The 17,701-nt window shown below is 59.3% G+C and carries 10 protein-coding genes; 4 read left to right on the forward strand and 6 right to left on the reverse strand.

Going from position 1 to position 17,701, the window contains the following annotated elements:
• Positions 1-100: 100 nt before the first annotated feature.
• From trpD to BUB62_RS06970, 4 genes are all read right to left on the reverse strand, one after another.
• On the reverse strand, positions 101-1,093 hold the full coding sequence (gene trpD / locus BUB62_RS06955) for an anthranilate phosphoribosyltransferase (RefSeq protein WP_073107911.1): 993 nt from the start codon (positions 1,091-1,093) through the stop codon (positions 101-103).
• A gap of 345 nt (positions 1,094-1,438) precedes the next feature.
• Complete coding sequence (locus BUB62_RS06960; protein ID WP_073107913.1) at positions 1,439-2,008, reverse strand: anthranilate synthase component II; 570 nt, start codon at positions 2,006-2,008, stop codon at positions 1,439-1,441.
• Positions 2,009-2,130: 122 nt separating this feature from the next.
• Positions 2,131-3,579: an anthranilate synthase component I family protein gene (locus BUB62_RS06965; protein WP_073107914.1), complete on the reverse strand. Its 1,449-nt coding sequence runs from the start codon at positions 3,577-3,579 to the stop codon at positions 2,131-2,133.
• Between the two features lie 374 nt (positions 3,580-3,953).
• Positions 3,954-5,372 (reverse strand): alpha/beta hydrolase-fold protein, encoded by a 1,419-nt coding sequence (locus BUB62_RS06970; RefSeq protein ID WP_084538888.1) that lies wholly within the window; start codon positions 5,370-5,372, stop codon positions 3,954-3,956.
• A gap of 729 nt (positions 5,373-6,101) precedes the next feature.
• Between BUB62_RS06970 and BUB62_RS06975 the strand changes: the two genes are divergently transcribed.
• From BUB62_RS06975 to BUB62_RS06985, 3 genes are all read left to right on the forward strand, one after another.
• Complete coding sequence (locus BUB62_RS06975) at positions 6,102-9,113, forward strand: SusC/RagA family TonB-linked outer membrane protein (protein ID WP_073107918.1); 3,012 nt, start codon at positions 6,102-6,104, stop codon at positions 9,111-9,113.
• 20 nt (positions 9,114-9,133) lie between these two features.
• Positions 9,134-10,762 carry a RagB/SusD family nutrient uptake outer membrane protein gene (locus BUB62_RS06980; RefSeq protein WP_073107921.1) on the forward strand — a complete coding sequence of 543 codons (1,629 nt, stop codon included), beginning with the start codon at positions 9,134-9,136 and terminating at the stop codon, positions 10,760-10,762.
• 68 nt (positions 10,763-10,830) lie between these two features.
• A complete protein-coding gene (locus BUB62_RS06985; protein WP_084538889.1) occupies positions 10,831-11,907 on the forward strand; it encodes a SusE domain-containing protein in 1,077 nt (358 codons plus the stop codon).
• Positions 11,908-12,427: 520 nt separating this feature from the next.
• Here the strand turns inward: BUB62_RS06985 and BUB62_RS06990 are convergent.
• Positions 12,428-13,519 (reverse strand): T9SS type A sorting domain-containing protein, encoded by a 1,092-nt coding sequence (locus BUB62_RS06990; protein WP_073107924.1) that lies wholly within the window; start codon positions 13,517-13,519, stop codon positions 12,428-12,430.
• A gap of 368 nt (positions 13,520-13,887) precedes the next feature.
• Between BUB62_RS06990 and BUB62_RS06995 the strand changes: the two genes are divergently transcribed.
• Complete coding sequence (locus BUB62_RS06995; RefSeq protein ID WP_073107926.1) at positions 13,888-14,736, forward strand: BadF/BadG/BcrA/BcrD ATPase family protein; 849 nt, start codon at positions 13,888-13,890, stop codon at positions 14,734-14,736.
• A gap of 73 nt (positions 14,737-14,809) precedes the next feature.
• On the opposite strand, the gene BUB62_RS07000 is transcribed toward BUB62_RS06995, so the two are convergent.
• On the reverse strand, positions 14,810-17,638 hold the full coding sequence (locus BUB62_RS07000; protein ID WP_143164066.1) for a DUF4961 domain-containing protein: 2,829 nt from the start codon (positions 17,636-17,638) through the stop codon (positions 14,810-14,812).
• Positions 17,639-17,701: the final 63 nt, after the last annotated feature.

A 17,701-nucleotide genomic window follows, 5' to 3' on the forward strand; every position in this document is an offset into this window, starting at 1 on the left:
TGTCACACTGCTTTTTGTGACACGCTTTGACTTTGCAGGATTTTTGTCACAAGCTGACGTGTGACACGATGTAGCCCAGTGCTGTTTTTTGTCACACTTCCTACGCCGCCAGCATGTTGCGCAGCGCCTCCCGCGCCCGGCCCGAGTCCAGCGACTCGCGGGCCTCGGCCAGGGCTTCGGCAAACGACAGCGCCGGCCGCACGCACTGGATGCCCAGGGCCGCATTGGCCGTCACCACGTCGCGCTGGGCGGCGGTGGCGCGGCCGTCCAGCACGCTGCGGAACAACGCCGCCGACTCGGCAATGGTGTCGCCGCCGGCCAGTTCTTTGGCACGGTAAGCGGGCAAACCCATATCGGCGGGCAGCAGCAGCTGCTCGCCCCGCGCCGCCGAAACCACCTTGGCGGCACCGGTCAGCGACAATTCGTCGTAGCCATCCAGGGCATGCACCACGGCGTAGCGGGTGTCGGTTTGCTGAAACAGATAGTGGTAGAGGCGCAGCAATTCGAGGCTGAACACGCCCGCCAGCTGGGCCATAGGCCGGGCCGGATTCACCAGCGGCCCCAGAATGTTGAAAAACGTGCGCACGCCCAGCTCCCGCCGCACCGGCCCCGCGTGGCGCATGGCCGGATGGAAGGCCGGCGCGTGCAGAAAGCAGATATTGGCCGCCTCCAGCTGCCGCCGCAATTGGTCCGACGACGCCTCAAAATCATAGCCGAAGTGGGCCAGAATATTGGAAGACCCGCAGATAGACGACACGCCGATATTGCCGTGCTTGGCCACCTTATACCCCGCCCCCGCCACCACGAAGCAGGCCAGCGTGGAGATGTTGAACGTGTCTTTGCCGTCGCCGCCGGTGCCCACAATGTCGAGCAGGTCGCGGGTGCCCAGCTCGGGGTCACGGCACAGGTCGAGCAGCGCGTCGCGGAAGCCGGCCAGCTCGGGGACCGTGATGGGCCGCATCCGGTACACGGCCAGAAACGCGGCGGTTTCGGCCGGGTTGGCCGCCCCCTGCCCCAGCAACGACAGGGCTTCGTGCGCCTGCGCCTGGGTCAGGGTTTGCTGGTCGAAAAGGGGGGCGAGGAATTGTTTCAAGGAGTGGTGATTTGAAAGAAGTCTGGAACGAAGCTCCCCTCCTCAGATGAGGAGGGGACGCCGCGCCAAAGGCGCGGCTGGGGTGGTTGACTCGTTGCTGATGTTGTTTGGTTGAACGTTAATGGGTGCCAGTAAAACCGTCTGTCATCCTGAGCAAAGCGAAGGACCTTGTGCCAGTTGAACGATTTGCACTTGCGTGGCAATGTCCTTCGCAAGCTCAGGATGACACATTAAAGCGGTAGCATCGTTCAACCAAACAACGCCGAACCACCCCGCCCTTCGGGCACCCACGCCGCTTGATGCGCGGAATTTGAAAAAAGGAGGGGAACTGACGTTCTAGTGGCCCTACCCTTCCAGCCAGTTGCGCAGCATCTGGTGGCCGTGCTCGGTCAGAATGGATTCGGGGTGAAACTGCACGCCGCGCACGTCAAATTCGCGGTGGCGGAAGGCCAGCACCTGGCCGTCGGCATCCACGGCCGTTACTTCCAGCGCCGCCGGCACCGATTCGGGCCGCACGCTCCAGGAGTGGTAGCGGCCCACATTGAAGGTTTCGGGCAGCCCGTCGAACAGCTTGTCAGGGGCCACTACGCGGGCCTCGGTGGCCAGCCCGTGCAGCACCTGCGGCAGATTATACAGCACGCCGCCGAAGCTTTCGGCAATGCCCTGGTGGCCCAGACACACGCCCAGCATCCGCTTGGCAGGCGCGTAGCGCCGAATCACCGCCGGCATCAGCCCCGCTTCTGAGGGCACACCCGGGCCGGGCGACAGCAGAATGGCATCGTAGGCCTCAATGTCGTCGAGGCTGATTTTATCGTTGCGCACTACGGTGGTCGAAGCGCCATGCCCCAGCTCGCGCAGCAGCTGCACGAGGTTGTAGGTGAAGGAGTCGTAGTTGTCGAGAACGAGGATTTTCATAGTTTGTAAGTTGGCATTTGTCATTCCGAGCGCAGTCGAGGAATCTCGCATGCTGATGTCTGATTAGTAATCCTGAGTCAGCATGCGAGATTCCTCGGCTGCGCTCGGAATGACCGTTCTTCCTAAACCGCGGCGGTCAGCTTCTCTCCCACCCGCTCCGCTTCCTTCAGCGCCTTGCGCAGCGCGGCCAGCTTATGGTGCACCTCATTCAGCTCCGAGTTGATATCGGAAGCGGCCACTACGCCGGCGCCGGCCTGGTAGTAGAGCTGGCCGGCCGTGCTTAGGAAAGAGCGAATCATGATGGCGTGGTTGAAGTCGCCGTTGAAGCCCAGGTGACCCAGGCAGCCGCCGTAGTAGCCGCGGCCGGTGGGCTCCAGTTGGTCGATGAGCTGCATGGCGCGGTGCTTGGGGGCCCCGGAAAGCGTGCCGGCCGGGAACGTATCGGCCACCACCTGCAGGGAGTTGGCTTCGGGGGCCAGCGTGGCGTTTACCTCACTCACGAGGTGAATGACGTGGGAATAGAACTGGATTTCGCGGAAGGTTTTCACCCGCACGTTGTCGCCGTGGCGGGCCAAGTCGTTGCGGGCCAGGTCTACCAGCATCACGTGCTCGGCGTTTTCCTTGGGGTCGTCGGCCAGCTTCTGGGCCAGGGCAGCATCCTCGGCATCGTGGCCGGTGCGGCGGAAGGTACCGGCAATGGGGAACAGGCTGGCTTCGCGGCCCTTTATCAGCAGTTGGGTTTCGGGCGAGGAACCGAAGATCTTAAAGTTGCCGTAGTCGAAATAGAACAGGTACGGCGATGGATTGATGGAGCGCAAGGCCCGGTACACGTTGAACTCATCGCCCACAAACCCCTGCTGAAACCGCCGCGACAGCACAATCTGGAACACATCACCCCGGCGGCAGTGCTGCTGCCCGCTGGCCAGCACCTTCAGAAACTCCTCATCGGTGAAGTTGGTCGTCTCCTCCCCCGCCAGCCCGAAGCCAAACTCCGGCACCACGGGGTTGCGAATCAGATTCACCAGCGTGCGCAGGCCGTCGTGGTCGGTGGGCTCGTCGGCGAGGGTGTGCTCAAACACGAACAGCTCGTTGCGGAAGTGGTTGATGGCAATAACGTAGCGGTAGGTGCCGTACAGCATCTCCGGAATTTCGCCGGCCGCCTGCTTCTGCTCGTTCAGCGTCAGGTCTTCGAAATACTGCACGCCCTCGTAGCCGATGTAGCCGAACAAGCCGCCGGTGATGAAGTCGAACTCGCTTTTCTCGGTCTGGAAGCTGTCGGCGAATTCCTGCAGGCGCTGCAGCGCCAAGCGCGGCGCGGCCAGCGTTTCGGTGTTTACGGTGCCATTGGGCAGCGTCAGCTGCAGCTCACCGCGGCTCACCTGGAAGCGGGCCAATGGGTCGAAGGCCAGGTAGCTGAAGGCGTTTTGCTGGCCGTGGTAGTCGGAGCTTTCCAGCAGCAGGCAGTTGTCGTACCGGTCGCGCAGGCGCAGGTAGAGGCCCACGGGCGTCACCGTATCGGCGAGCAGGCGCATGTGGCGGGTTTTGAGCTGGATGGGTGGCAGAGCAGTCATAAAAATCGGGGCTGGGCTGGCAGATGGCTGAGAAAAGGCTGAGAGGAAGCGCCGGCCGGAAAACAAAAAAGCCCGGCGGGCGGCCGGGCTTTGCTTGTAAGTTGAATGCGAAGGTTATGACAACACCTTACCGCACGCACAGGCTTTCCCGTCCGGAGTTTCGGAGAGGCCACCACCAGGCTTGCTGCAGGTTTTGAAAGGTCATGGAGAAGGTCGTTGCCGACGTATTGTGCGGCTTTAACGCTGCAAAGATAGATTCGGTTTCTGGCTGTGCAAGCAAAATCGTGCTTTTTCGTTGCAAGGCTTGCAACAGCCGGCGACTTTGGCTTCCATTTTCGCAGCACCAGTCCGGCCGCAGCAGGCAGCGCCCGCCGCTACTCCTTCAGCAGCGACTGGGTGCCCACCTGCTTGCCAGCCGTCAGGCGCAGGAAATACGTGCCTTTCGCCAGCCGGCTCACATCGACTGTCTGGCCCGCGTACACCTTGCTTTTCAGCACGCCCCGGCCGGCCGAGTCCAGCACTTCGAGCCGAGCCTCCTTCACGGTGGCGGGCAGCTGCACGGTCAGCGCATTTTTGGCCGGATTGGGGTAGGCGCTGAAGGCCAGGGCTGGCCGGCTGCCTTTGGTGGCCGTGGGGCCGGCCGGGGCATACAGCCATTGGTAGGCGGCCGCAAACTCCCGCTTCCAGAACCATTCGGCGTGCTGGCCGTCGGTGCGGGGGTTGTAGCTCAGGTTGGCGGCCGGTACCCCACCGCGCTGCAGCGAGTCGCGCATGGCCTGCATCAGCGGCACCATCGTCTGGCTTTCCTGGGTGCCGCTCACGAAGTAAAACCGCGTATCGGGGTTGGCCGGGTGCTGCCGCACGTACTGAAACAGCGGCTGCTGGGCAAACCAGAACGCCGGCGAAAACACGCCCACTTTGCCGAACACAGCCGGGTATTTCAGTGCCGCGTAGGTCGAGATAAGGCCGCCCATGCTGCTGCCGGCAATGCCGGTGTACTCGCGGCCGGTGAGGGTGCGGTAGTTGGTATCGATATACGGCTTCAGCGTCTGGACCAGAAAATCTACGTACTGGTCGCCCTGGCCGCCGCCGTACTGGGGGTTGCTCCAGGGCGAATACTCGTTCAGCCGCTCCCCGCCGCCATTGTCGATGGCCACCACAATGCTGCCGGTGGCATCGAGGCCCTGCTGCTGGAGTTGCTTTAAAGTTTCATCTACGCCCCACTCGCCCGAGAAGCTGGTGCAGGCATCAAACACGTTTTGGCCGTCGTGCATATACAGCACGGGGTAGCGGCGGGTGCTGGTAGCGTAGTCGGTGGGCAGGTAGAGCCACACGCGGCGGGTGCGGCCCAGCTGGGGTATAACGAAGCTGGCGCTCAATATCTGCACGTTGGGCTGCACGGCGGTGCTCTGGCAGCTGCTGCCGCCGCCCAGGTCTTCCCAGTTCAGCACCGTATGCGTCACCGTGGCCGGGCCGGCAGTGTAGGTGTGGCTGCGGTTGGGCACCGGGCCGTTGGTGGCATTGGTTTCCACCGCGGCCCAGCTGCCGCGCGTGAACTTATACTCGATGGTGCCGGTGGCCTGCGGCAGCGTAATCTGGTAGGTGCCGTCGGCGTTTTTGGTGAGGGCGTGGGCCGCGCTGCCGGGGTTCCAGCTATTGAAGGAGCCCGCCACGTAGAGCACCGCGCCAGCCGGCGTGTTGGCCGGAATGCTGGTGAGTTTGAGCGTCAGCTGGGCCTGGGCTCCAAGTACGCCGAGCAAGCTCAGGAGAATAAGTAAGGCAGTTCTTTTCATGAGGATATCTGATGGGAGTTGCGGAGTTAGTGGGGCGGTACTCACCCCCGGCAGGAAGGTTGTTTTTCTAGCGGGGTTTCTTCTCTTTTTTCCTGGTCAAATGTCCGGCAAAGTAGTGACTTCTGCTGGCGAGGCGACAAAATCTGCGCATTTCTGCTTCCTCATCGCGCCGCAGCTTTCCGACTGAAGCCCCACCCTACCGCCGGGCAGGCCGTACGGCCAGCTTCCAGAGCCAAAAATAGTGCGCAGTTTCCAGCAAACACTCGCCCCGGCTCCTGGCTGGCAAACGCCCATATTTACCGGATAGTTATAGAACATTTTTAAGATAGTGGATCTGAAACGCCCTCAAAATCGTAAGTCGGTTGGTGACTACGCACTAACTTCCAGCGGCAAATCCGTAAACAGTAACTCCAGCTATTGCAACTACTTTTCAGCGCCATTCAACCAGCTAAAACCCTGCAAGCATGAGGGTTGCAGCAAGATGAAGTTTTCCCGATAAAAATAGGCTTAAAACTATTTTTATTGCTAATTGGAGGCATCTTGGTATTGTGGTTTTTAAAACTTTATCTTTCGCAGTTTATTAACGCATCAGGCATCGTGAAACAGCGAGGAAAGCAGCAAAAAATCAGGTTTTACCCGGAAGCTGATTTTGTCTTTTCTCTTCCTGTTTTGGGGTTCTTTCACCGCCGGCCCACTCGGCAACCAATTCCCACATTTAACCCATTTTCAATGAAACACCATTACCTGGCGAAACTACTGTTTCTGCTACTGTTCGTCTGCGCGGGCTTTACCAGCGCTTTCGCTCAAACAGGCTCCGTGAGTGGCCGTGTCTTGGACGAGAAAAAAGAAGGCGTGCCGGGTGCTACCGTCATCATTGATGGCAGCACACTGGGCAGCTCCACCAACACCGACGGCACGTACAACATACAGAACGTGCCCGCCGGTCCGCACACGCTGGTTATCTCCTATGTGGGATACAACACGTCGCGGCAAAACATCAACGTGACGGCCGGCCAGAACACGGCCGTGGCGGAAATTTCGCTGGCCGAAAACACTACGCTCCTCAGCGAGGCCGTGGTGGTGGGCTACGGCACGCAGCGCCGGCAGGACCTGACTGGAGCCGTGGAGCAGGTAACTTCCAAGCAGTTTGTGAAAGGCCAGGTAACCAACCCTGAGCAGCTGGTGCAGGGCAAAGTAGCCGGTATCCAGATTACGACCAATGGCGGTGCCCCTGGTGCCGGCTCACAAATCCTGATCCGTGGCGGCTCGTCGCTGTCGGCCTCCAATCAGCCGCTGATCGTGATTGACGGTGTACCGGTCGACAATACGGGCATTGCTGGCACCGGCAACCCGCTCACGCTCATCAATCCTAATGATATTGAGAGCATTACGGTACTGAAAGACGCTTCTTCGACTGCCATCTACGGCGTACGGGCTTCGAACGGCGTAATTATCGTAACGACCAAGAAGGGCGTTCAGGGCGAGGAGTTGCGGGTGAATTTCGCAACGCAGCAATCTATTGCTACGGTGGCCAAATACGTTCCGGTGCTCACGGCCGACGAGTTTCGGGCTCTGGTAAACCGGGCAGGCAACGACCAGCAGAAAGGCCTGTTGGGCACGGCCAACACCGACTGGCAGAAGGAAATCTACCGCAATGCCTTCACCTCCGACAACAACCTGAGCGTGCTGGGCTCGGCCGGCAAGGTTCCTTTCCGCGTTTCGACCGGCTATCTGACCCAGCAGGGCTTGCTGAAGAATAACGACCTGAAGCGTTACAGCGGATCGGTTGGCATCACTCCGATGCTGCTCAACGACAATCTGCGCGTTGATCTGAACGTGAAGGGCACCTGGATCGACAACAACTTCTCTGACCAAGGTGCGGTAGGCAACGCCGTTTCGTTCGATCCGACCCAGCCCATCCGCTCCGACGACCCCAAGTATGCTCCCTTCGGCGGCTACTATGAGGCCTTCGGCACCGATGGCTCCCTCAATACCCTCTCGCCGCGCAACCCGGTCAGCCTCATCAACCAGCGCCGCGACCGGAGCACGGTGAAGCGCAGCATTGGCAACGTGATGCTCGACTACAAGCTACCCTTCCTGACGGGCCTCAGCGCCAACCTGAACCTGGGCTACGATGTGCAGCGCGGAGCTGGCACTACGTTCGTACCGACCAGCGCCGCCTCGGCATTCAACCGCCAGGGCGTGAACAACAACTACCGCCAGGATCTGAACAACACCATTCTGGAAACCTATGCGAAGTACCAGGGTGACGTTCTGGGCCAGCGCTTCGACATTCTGGGCGGTTATTCGTTCCAGAAATTCCAGAACCGCCAGTACCGCTTCGACGACCGCCGCGAGGATGGTTCGGTATTCACGCCGTTTTCGCGCACCTTCGACGACAAGGACCAGACGCTGGATACGCGCGTGCTGCTCTCCTACTACTCGCGGGCCAACTACAACATCAAAGACCGCTACCTGTTCACCGGTACGTTCCGAATCGATCAGACTTCCAACTTCGCCAAGGGCCAGCGCACGGGCTATTTCCCCTCGGGTGCTTTCGCCTGGCGCGTGAAGGGCGAAGATTTCCTGAAAAGCTCAACGGCAGTTTCTGACCTCAAGCTGCGTCTGGGCGTGGGCCAGACGGGTCAGCAGGACATCGGAAATAACTCCAGCTATTTGCCGGTTTCTACGCTCAGCACCAACACGTCGCAGTACCAGTTTGGCTTCGACGGAGCCGGCAACCCACTTTTCTACCCTACCCTGCGGCCGGGCTTCTACAACCCAGGCCTGACCTGGGAAACCACGACCACCTACAACGCGGGTCTGGACTTCGGCTTCCTGGATAGCCGCATCACGGGTTCCGTGGATGTGTACCAGCGCGACACCAAAGACTTGCTGTTCTTCTCCAACGTAGCGGCACTTTCGAACACGACCAACGCCGGTTTCCTCAACGTAGGCTCGCTGACCAACAAAGGCGTTGAATTCACGACCAATCTGGAAGCCGTGCGGGGCGAGAAGTTCGGCCTTACGCTGAACGCCAACGCTACCTTCAACCGCAACCGCATCACCAAGCTCACCATCGTGGATAGCCCTGATTTCATCGGGCAGGAAACCGGTGGTATAGCTGGCGGCGTAGGTAACAACGCCCAGATCAACTCGGTCGGCTACGCAGCCGGTTCTTTCTACCTCTATAAGCAGCTCTACAACAGCGAAGGACGGCCAATTCAGAATGCCGTGGCCGACCTGAAAGCCGATGGCACCATCAACGGCTCCGACCGCTACCGCTACAAGTCGTCGCGGCCTGATGCCGTACTGGGCTTTGGGGCCAACACGACCTACGGCAAGGCCTCGCTGGCCTTCACGATGCGCTCCAACATCGGGCAGTATGTGTACAACAACGTCCGCTCGCAGAGCGCCTTCACGCCCAATGCCACCAACTTCCTGAACAACGTCTCGGATGAGCAGCTGTCCTCCGGCTTCAACTCGACTGCCACGCAGGTATTGCTCTCCGACTACTTCCTGGAAAACGCTTCGTTCCTGCGCATGGAAAACGTAACGCTGGGCTATAATATTGGCAACGCGCTGAGCGAAAAAGCGAACATTAACGTCTCGTTTGCGGTTCAGAATCTGTTCCTTATCACCAAGTATAAGGGGCTGGATCCGGAAGTTTCTTCCGGCATCGACAACACTATCTATCCGCGTCCGCGCACCTACACCCTGGGCCTCAACTTCGGCTTCTAACCCGCAAAAACCCACTCGTCATGCTTAACTTCAAACGTACTCTGGGCATGTGGGCCTTAGCGGCCGCGCTGGTGCCCGCCCTCACGACCTCCTGCACCAAGGAGCTCGACCAGATTCCCTCTTATAGTGCCAATGCCGAGGTAATCTACCGCGACCCGGCTCTGATTCAGCAGGCACTCACCCGCCTCTACGCCACTCTGGCCGTGAGCGGCCAGCAGGGCCCGGCCGGCCAGCCCGATATTTCCGGTATCGATGAAGGCTTCTCAAACTACCTCCGCCAGCTCTGGTTTGCGCAGGAAGTGACCACCGACGAAGCCATCATTGCCTGGAATGATGGCAACCTGCCCGATTATAACACACTGACCTGGAACGCCAACAACGAGTTTGTGCGGGCCATGTATGACCGGATTTTCTATCAGGTTGCGCTCTGCAACGAATTCATCCGCCAGACCAGCGACGAGAAGCTCAGCAGCCGGGGCATCCCGGAGGCCAGCCTCGGAGTTATCCGGCAGTACCGGGCCGAAGCTCGCTTCCTGCGGGCACTGTCTTACTACCACGCCCTGGATATGTTCGGCAATGTTCCGTTTGCCGATGAAACCTCGGAAGTAGGCGGCAGTCTGGCGAAGCAAAAGTCGCGGGCCGACCTTTTCAAGTATGTGGAGAGCGAGCTGAAAGACATTGAAGGCTCCCTGATGGATTCGCGGGCCGTGTATGCCCGCGTAGACAAAGGCACCTGCTGGACGCTGCAAACCAAGCTGTATCTGAACGCGGAAGTATATACCAGCGCGCCCGGCGTAGCCGGCACCTCCCGCTATACCGATGCCATCACGTATGCCGATAAAGTGCTCAAAGCGGGCTATACTCTGGCTCCCGAGTACCGCTTGCTGTTCTTGGCCGATAACGACAAGACGCAGGCTCGCAACGAGATTATATTCCCGGTCACGTTCGACGGCCGTTTCACCAAAACCTTCGGCGGTATGCCCTTCATCATTCACGCAGCCATTGGCGGCTCTATGCCCGCCACTGATTTTGGCGTGAACGGGGGCTGGGGCGGCAACCGGGCCAAGCCAAACCTGGTGGACCTGTTCCCCAGTGCGTCGGATACCCGCAACACCTTTTACAAGGCGGGCCAGACCAAGGAAATCAACGACATCTTCAGCTTCACGCAGGGCTACGCCGTTACCAAGTTCAAAAACGTAACCTCGACCGGTGTTCCCGGATCCGACGACAAGTCCTTCAAAGGTTCCGGCGACTTCGTTGATACCGACTTCCCAATGTTCCGCCTGTCGGATGTGCAGTTGATGTACGCGGAAGCTGTATTGCGTGGCGGCACCGGCGGCGACCCGAATAAGGCGCTGCAACTGGTAAATGCGATTCGTACCCGCGCCCAGGCTACCCCGCTGGCCTCGCTCACACTCCAGGATATTCTCGATGAGCGGGCCCGGGAGCTGTATTGGGAAGGGCACCGCCGTACCGACTTGATTCGCTTCGGCCTGTACACCAGCAGTACGTATGTGTGGCCCTTCAAAGGCAGCCAGGATAGGAAGACCGCTGCCGGTCAGGGTGTGGCCCCTACCCGCGTTCTGTTCCCGATTCCTACGACGGACTTGGTAGCCAACCCCAATCTGAAGCAGAATCAAGGCTACTAATAAACTTTTTTCGGCCGATTTTCCTTACGGAGAATCGGCCATTTAAGGACTTTAATCTTCCGCTTTTTATGAAAAACAGATTCTCATTTCTCGCAGCAGCCGGCTTGCTGTTCGCCCTCGGTGCCTGTGAGAAGGATGAGGTGCAGGTGACGGCCAATGCCAGCCCCGCGCCCACGCTGACTGCTAATGCGACCGATGCCGGCACGCTGCTCAGCTCCAACGCTACCAAGACCGCTGTCGTGTATAGCTGGACTCCGGTGACTTTCACGCTGTCGGATGGCTCGAAGCCGGTAGTGCCCGTGACGTACACGCTGGAGTTTGCCAAAACCGGCACCAACTTCGCCGTCGTTGGCACCGTGCCCGCTGGCACCAACACCACCCGCGATTCGGTGAAGGTATCGGACCTGAACTCGGCGCTCGTCAAGGCGGGGCTCACTCCTACGCTCCCCGGCACCGTAGATGTTCGTCTGCGGGCCAGCTACTCCGGCAACCAGGCCGACATGCTGAGCGGCGTATCCAAAATTTCGGCTGTTCCTTACTCGCGCGACCTGTACTTCTATGGTGCCAGCATTGGCCCACTTGGCTCGGAGTCGCCATTGATCCGCGAACAGTCGCCCGCCAAGTTTGAAGGCTACGTGTACGTTCCTAACGCTACCAATGCGTTCAAACTTTCCAATACTGCTTCCGCCTCGGGCACTGTGTTTGGCAACGCCGGCGGCAACAACACTATTTCTTCGAGCAGCACCACCGACTTCACCTTGGCTGGCCCGAAAATGTACCGCGTCAGTGTAGATCTGACTGCGGGCACCCTCACGGCTGTTGCTACCGACTGGGGTATTGTGGGCGCCGCGACCACTGGTGATGGCACCGGCTGGAATCAGTCGATTCCGATGGTATATGACACCAAGGATAAAGTATGGAAGCTGACCGGTGTAACCCTGCCGGGCTTAGGCACCAACAGCGAGTTCAAGTTCCGCGCAAACAACGCCTGGACCATCAACCTGGGCGACTTTAAAGACAAGCCTGGTACACGATTGGTGCAGGATGGCGGCAACCTGACCACCTCCGGCCCTGGCAAATATGATGTTACGCTGGACCTGCGCGACCCGGATAAGTATACCTATTCACTCACCAAGCAGCGCTAAGCATTCAATCAAAACTCAAAAAAGCTCCGGCCATCTGGTCGGAGCTTTTTTTGGGCCCTATGAGTAAATCTGGAGCAGTACCTTGCCCGTTTCCCCACCTGAACATACCCAAGTTGATAGTACGCGGAGCTTTCAGCAAACTATCTGGGCATGGTACAAATAGGGTATAGGTGTACTAATGAGCTCGTGTGCGGCAAATGCCTGGCATGTAGTGGGTGTGAGCAATTAATTCATCTCATCACCATCCGCGCAGGGCCTCAAGCGCTGTGCCGCGGCTTTAGTGGACACAGCAGCTGAAATTATAGTTTAACACAAAACTTGTGAATGCCCAAGCATTGGTTTTACTCTTCCCTGAAATGTTTCCTGGTAGAATGGTGTAAACGGCCATGTTACTAATAGCTATGGGGCTTATATAGAATCTGCAAAAAAGGCCCCGCATCCTGAATGGATACGGGGCCTTTTAAAACAGCTATTCGGAGCTTACAGCGGCGTTGCTGCGTACTAACCGGGAACTGTGCTATTACTCTACTACGATCTTGCTGCTGGTTACGTCAGCACCAACGGAGAGCTTCACCAGATACGTGCCGGCAGCCAGAGCGGGCAGCTTGTAGGTGTGCGTGCCTACGGCCTGCTTCTCAGCAGCCAGAGTGCGTACTACCTGGCCCAGCGAGTTGTAAACGCTCAGCTCCACTTCCTGGTTAGCCGAAAGCACCTTGTACGATACCGTAGTGGCAGCCGTGGCAGGGTTAGGATATACCTTGAAGTTGAGCTGCTGTGCTACTTCGTTGCGGGTAGCCGTTACGCCGGTGCCCACTACGTAGGTTACGTTCTGGCTGCCGGGCAGCGTCGAGAAGTTGGGTGATGAACCCAGATCAGCCGTTTGGCCCACAACCTGCGGAATCACGTCGGAGGTGAAAGCACCACCGTCTTTCACGTAGCCAGCCATTACGTTGATGGCGTTACCCGTAGTCAAGCCCAGAGCGGCCATGTCAAGCTCCATTTCCAGGCCCGAACCAGCCGTAGCGGCGGCCGTTACGCTGGCCGAGCTTAGGTAGGAGAAACGAGCACCCAGTACCGGACCCGTAGTGGCCGAGGCCACGATAGGTACACCGGCTTTCTGGCTGTTGCCCTGATACGTATCGGGCACGGGAGCCGTGTTGCCATTGGTGTAGTCTACATAGCTGTAGTACACGTTGTTGTCGCCGGTTGGGGCCGTGGTAGCGCGGAAACCGTAGTCGGTCTGCATATCCATGGTTGGCGTGTGCTTCAGCGGGCTGTCGCCGGCTGCGCCACCTTTCAGCTGCGTGCCAGCGGCTACGCCGGTGCGGCCTGGTACGTTCAGGTATACTACAAAACCAGGATAATCCGTCGACTCGGAAGAGCCAACAACCATGATGTAGAGCTTGGTAGCAGATGTGGCGATATACACCGACTGCAAACCTTTGTTGGCTACCGAGTGCGTGCCGGTGTAGGTGCCGGCCAGCTGGTACTTGCCGGTGCCCGTGCCGATTTCAGCGGCCGATACTTTGCCATCAAGCGTAATTTGCGCCTGGGCTTCCATAGAAGCGGCAGACAGCAGGCCGAGGGCGGCGAGGGTAAAGATTTTTTTCATTGTGGTGTGGGTTTGAAAAATGTAAATGTGGGAAGCGAGAAAATTTCATTCCGGTAGCCCCTAATACGAAAACCGTGTGCCAAGGATACCAGTCAGGAAGGCAAATAAAAGCGATATAAGTGACTCTTCACTAACCCAGGGCATAAATTTGTTGCGCAATTTATTTCGCTGCCGCAATCCGGAGGCTGTCTGCCGCACGGCCAGGCGGCGCGTGGTGGCAGAGCGTGGCGAATTATTGCCGCTCAAGCCCTAGATTGCGACCCCGTAGGGCCTATCGATGCTTTCAACCCGGAACCCGGCGCTTTGTTTAGGAGTGCGTGCTATTGGCTCTGCTCCTGCTTCCATCTTCTACCCCACATTTCCTTGTCATGGTAATTATTGCCGACGGCGGCTCGACCAAAACCAACTGGTGCCTCATTGACGATGAAGGCACGCGCATCTACTTCAACACCGAAGGCTACAACCCGGACTTTGTGGGCACGGAAGCCATTCTGGCCTCGCTGCGGCAAAACTTGCCCGATACGCTGGCCCAGGAGCGCATCACGGAAGTGCATTACTATGGAGCCGGCATTTCTTCGGCCCGCAAGGCGGAGATAGTGGCCGCGGCCATGCGGCAGGTGTTCACGGCCGCCAAAGTAGTAGTGGACCATGACCTGCTGGCGGCGGCACGGGCCCTGCTGGGCACGGGCAGCGGCTTTGCCGCCATTCTGGGCACCGGCACCAACAGCTGCCTCTACGACGGCCAGAAAATAACCTACAGCGTGGACTCCCTGGGCTACTTTCTGGGCGATGAGGGCAGCGGCTCATTCATTGGCAAGCGCCTGCTGCGCGACTACCTGCGCAACCTGCTCCCCGACGGCCTGCAGGAATCCTTCCGCGAAACCTACGGCCTGAACCGCGACGAGATTCTGGACAAGCTCTACAACCAGCCCCTGCCCAACCGCTTTCTGGCCAGCTTCGCCAAGTTTGCCTACGACCACAACAACGTGAGCTACTGCCGCGAAATCGTGCTCGATGGCTTCGAGACGTTCTTCCAGAACCTGGTGATGCATTACCCCCGCTACCAGGATTATACCTTCAACTGCATCGGCTCAGTGGGCTACAACTTCCGCGACGCGCTGGCGCAGGTAGCCAAGAGCCACGACATGGAAGTGGGCAAAATCATCCGTTCCCCTATCGATGATCTGGTGGACTACCACACCATTCTGACGAAATAAAGCTGCCACAGGCCCATAAAAAAAGCGACCCATGTGGGTCGCTTTTTTTATGGGCCTGTGGCAGCGGCAGCGCTTAGTGCTGCACCACCAGCCGCCGGGTTTGCGTCTGCTCGCCGGTGGTCAGGCGGAGCAGGTACACGCCGTTGGCCAAGTCGGCGATGGGCACCTGCAGGCTGTGCGGGCCAGCAGACTGGCGGGCGGCGGGCAGCGTGCGCACCGTAGCGCCCAGCAGGTTGGTTACCGTGACGGTAACGGGGGCCGGCGCGGGGAGCTGATACGACACGGTGGCCTGGGTGTTGGCCGGGTTCGGAGCCAGCAGCAGCTGCAGGGCGGCGGCATCCTGGCGGCGCTTGCTGGCCGTGATAATGTAGGAGGGCGGCACAATGCGGCGCGAAGTATACACGGTGTACTGGCCGGGCTGCAGCGTGAGCGGAGTGGTGGTATTAGCGACGATGATGCTGTCGCCGGTGAGGTAGTTGTACCACTTGCCGGTGCGCTGGAACTCGGGGTTGATGGACTGGGTCGTCACGTCGAAGTTGCCCACTACGGTCACGCTCAGGCTCGGGTCGGTGAGGTGAATGGACTTGGTGCCGCCACTTACATTTTGGGTGAAGGTGCCGGTTTCAAACACCGGTTCGGCCTTTTTCAGGGCAATCATGGCGCGGTACACGTCGTAGAGCTTGCGGCGGGCGGGCTCCTGGTAGTAGTTCCAGCGGATGGGCTTCATGCCCGTGCGGCCGTTGAAGTCGATGTTCACGTCGTAGCCGACTTCGCCGAACTGCCACACCATTTTCGGGCCGGGCACGGCGAAGAAGAAGGCCGTAGCGGCCTCGCTGCGGGCCAGAGCCGTGGTCAGGTTCTTCACGTCGTGGGCGGGGTTAGCCTGGTTGCCGAAGGTGATGTTTTTATACATCTGGCGCTCCTCATCGTGGCTTTCCATGTAGGTCACCAGGTGCGGCAGCGTGAAGTTGCGGGCGCCGTGGTAGGCACCGCTCAGGTTGGAGGTGCTCACGTAGCCCATGGTGGCCTCGTTGTAGTTGTGTGTCATGTTGCCCCACAGCATCATGCCGTAGTCGGCCAGCACCTTCTCCTCCGAGTTGTCGGCGAAGTGCTCCAGAATGCAATACACATTCGGGTCCTGTAGCAGCAGCTTATCGTAGATGTTCTTCCAGATGTTGATGCGCGACTGGTCGTACTGACCCCACAGGCCCACGTTGTTGCCGGAGTTCACCTGCGTGAAGCCTTTGCTCAGATCGAAGCGGTAGCCGTCGATTTTGTATTCCTGAATCCAGTAATCGGTTACTTTCTGCACGAAATACTTGGTGTACTCGCTTTCGTGGTTGAAGTCGTAGCACACGTTAAAGGGGTGCGTGGCGGTGCGGTTGAACCAGGGCGAATCAGTGGAAGGGTTGCCGCCGTCGAAGTACATCTGCACCATTGGGCTCTGGCCGCAGCTGTGGTTGAGCACCATATCCATAATGACGGCAATGCCGCGGCGGTGGCACTCGTCGATGAAGCGCTTTAGCTCGTTTTTGGTGCCGTAGTATTTGTCGGGGGCGAAGTAGAACGAGGGGTTGTAGCCCCAGCTGTCGTTGCCCTCAAACTCGTTGAAAGGCATCAGCTCAATGGCATTCACGCCCAGGCGCTGCAGGTAGTTGAGCGTGTCGCGCAGGGTCTGGTAGTCGTGGCGGGCCACGAAGTCGCGGGCCAGCAACTCATACACCACCAGGTCGGTGCGCTTGGGCTTCTGGAAGCCGGTGGTGGTCCACTGGTAGGCCGTCTGGTTGGTTTGCAGCACGGAAACGATGCCCGTCTGCCCCGCCGGATACGCCTTCAGGCCCGGATACGTGTCGGCCGGAATGAACCGGTCGTTGTTGGGGTCCAGCACTTTATCGGTGTAAGGGTCGGCAATGCGCTGCGTGCCATTCACCAGATACTGGTAGGCGTATTCCTGGCCGGGGGTGAGGCCGTTGATCTGCACCCACCAGCGGCCGTTGGCGGCATCGGTCTGGGGCGTGCGGTTCATGAACGTGGCATCGGTGAGCTGCCAGTTGTTGAACTCGCCAATGGCGTAAACGAACTCCTTATTAGGCGCGGTCAGGCTCAGAATAACGGATGTGCCGCCGGCCAGATACGTAATGCCGTCTTTGTTGGCACCGGCCGGCAGCGCGGCCACCGTCACGGCGGGGCGCGTCTGCAGCTGCAGCTCCGTGAAAGCCGACGTGGTGCCGTTGGAAGCCGTGAGGCGCAGCGTGTTGGCCCCGGCCTGGGTTACGGTCACGTTGGCGGTGATGGAGGTAGCGTTGGTTTGCTGGGCCACCTGCACGCCATTGAGCGTGAGCGTGAGCGTGGCCGGAATGGCTGAGGTGCCGGTCACGCTGAAAGGCGTGTTCTGCACCACCAGCTCCGGGCTGCCGCTGGGCACGGGGTTGGTGAACTTCACGTCGAACACGTTCTGGGCGACGTCGATGAAGATGTCGCCGGCCGGGCCGCGGCCTACTTTGGTGCCGTCGGCGTTCTTGAAGATCATGCCCAGGCGCAGAATCTGCTCGTTGGCGGGCACCGGGTAGAACGTGCGGGGCGTGAGGGTGATGCGGTACAGGTTGGGGTTGGTGGCGTCGCGCGTCATCAGGGCGGCGGGGTCGGCCTGGTTGAAGGCGGGGCTTTTCACGTGCCGCCATTGCGTGTTGTTGGCGCTCAGGTTGGTCACTACGCCGGTCCAGATGTACACGTCGCCGGTGAAGTTGGCCAGCTCGGCGTTGCCCTGGGTGGCATCGAAGGTGAGCGTGACGGGGTCCGTTTCGCGAAAGGAAGCCGGCTGGGCCGTCACGACCTGCGCGTGGGCGGCAGGCAGCCCGGTCAGCAGCGCCAGCAGGCACAGTACTAGTCGAAGTGTTTTCATTGAGATGGTGGGAAAGGGAGAAATCAAAACATGAAAATATTACGCAACAAAAAGGGCAGCCAA

Source organism: Hymenobacter daecheongensis DSM 21074 (assembly GCF_900141805.1).
GTDB lineage: Bacteria > Bacteroidota > Bacteroidia > Cytophagales > Hymenobacteraceae > Hymenobacter > Hymenobacter daecheongensis.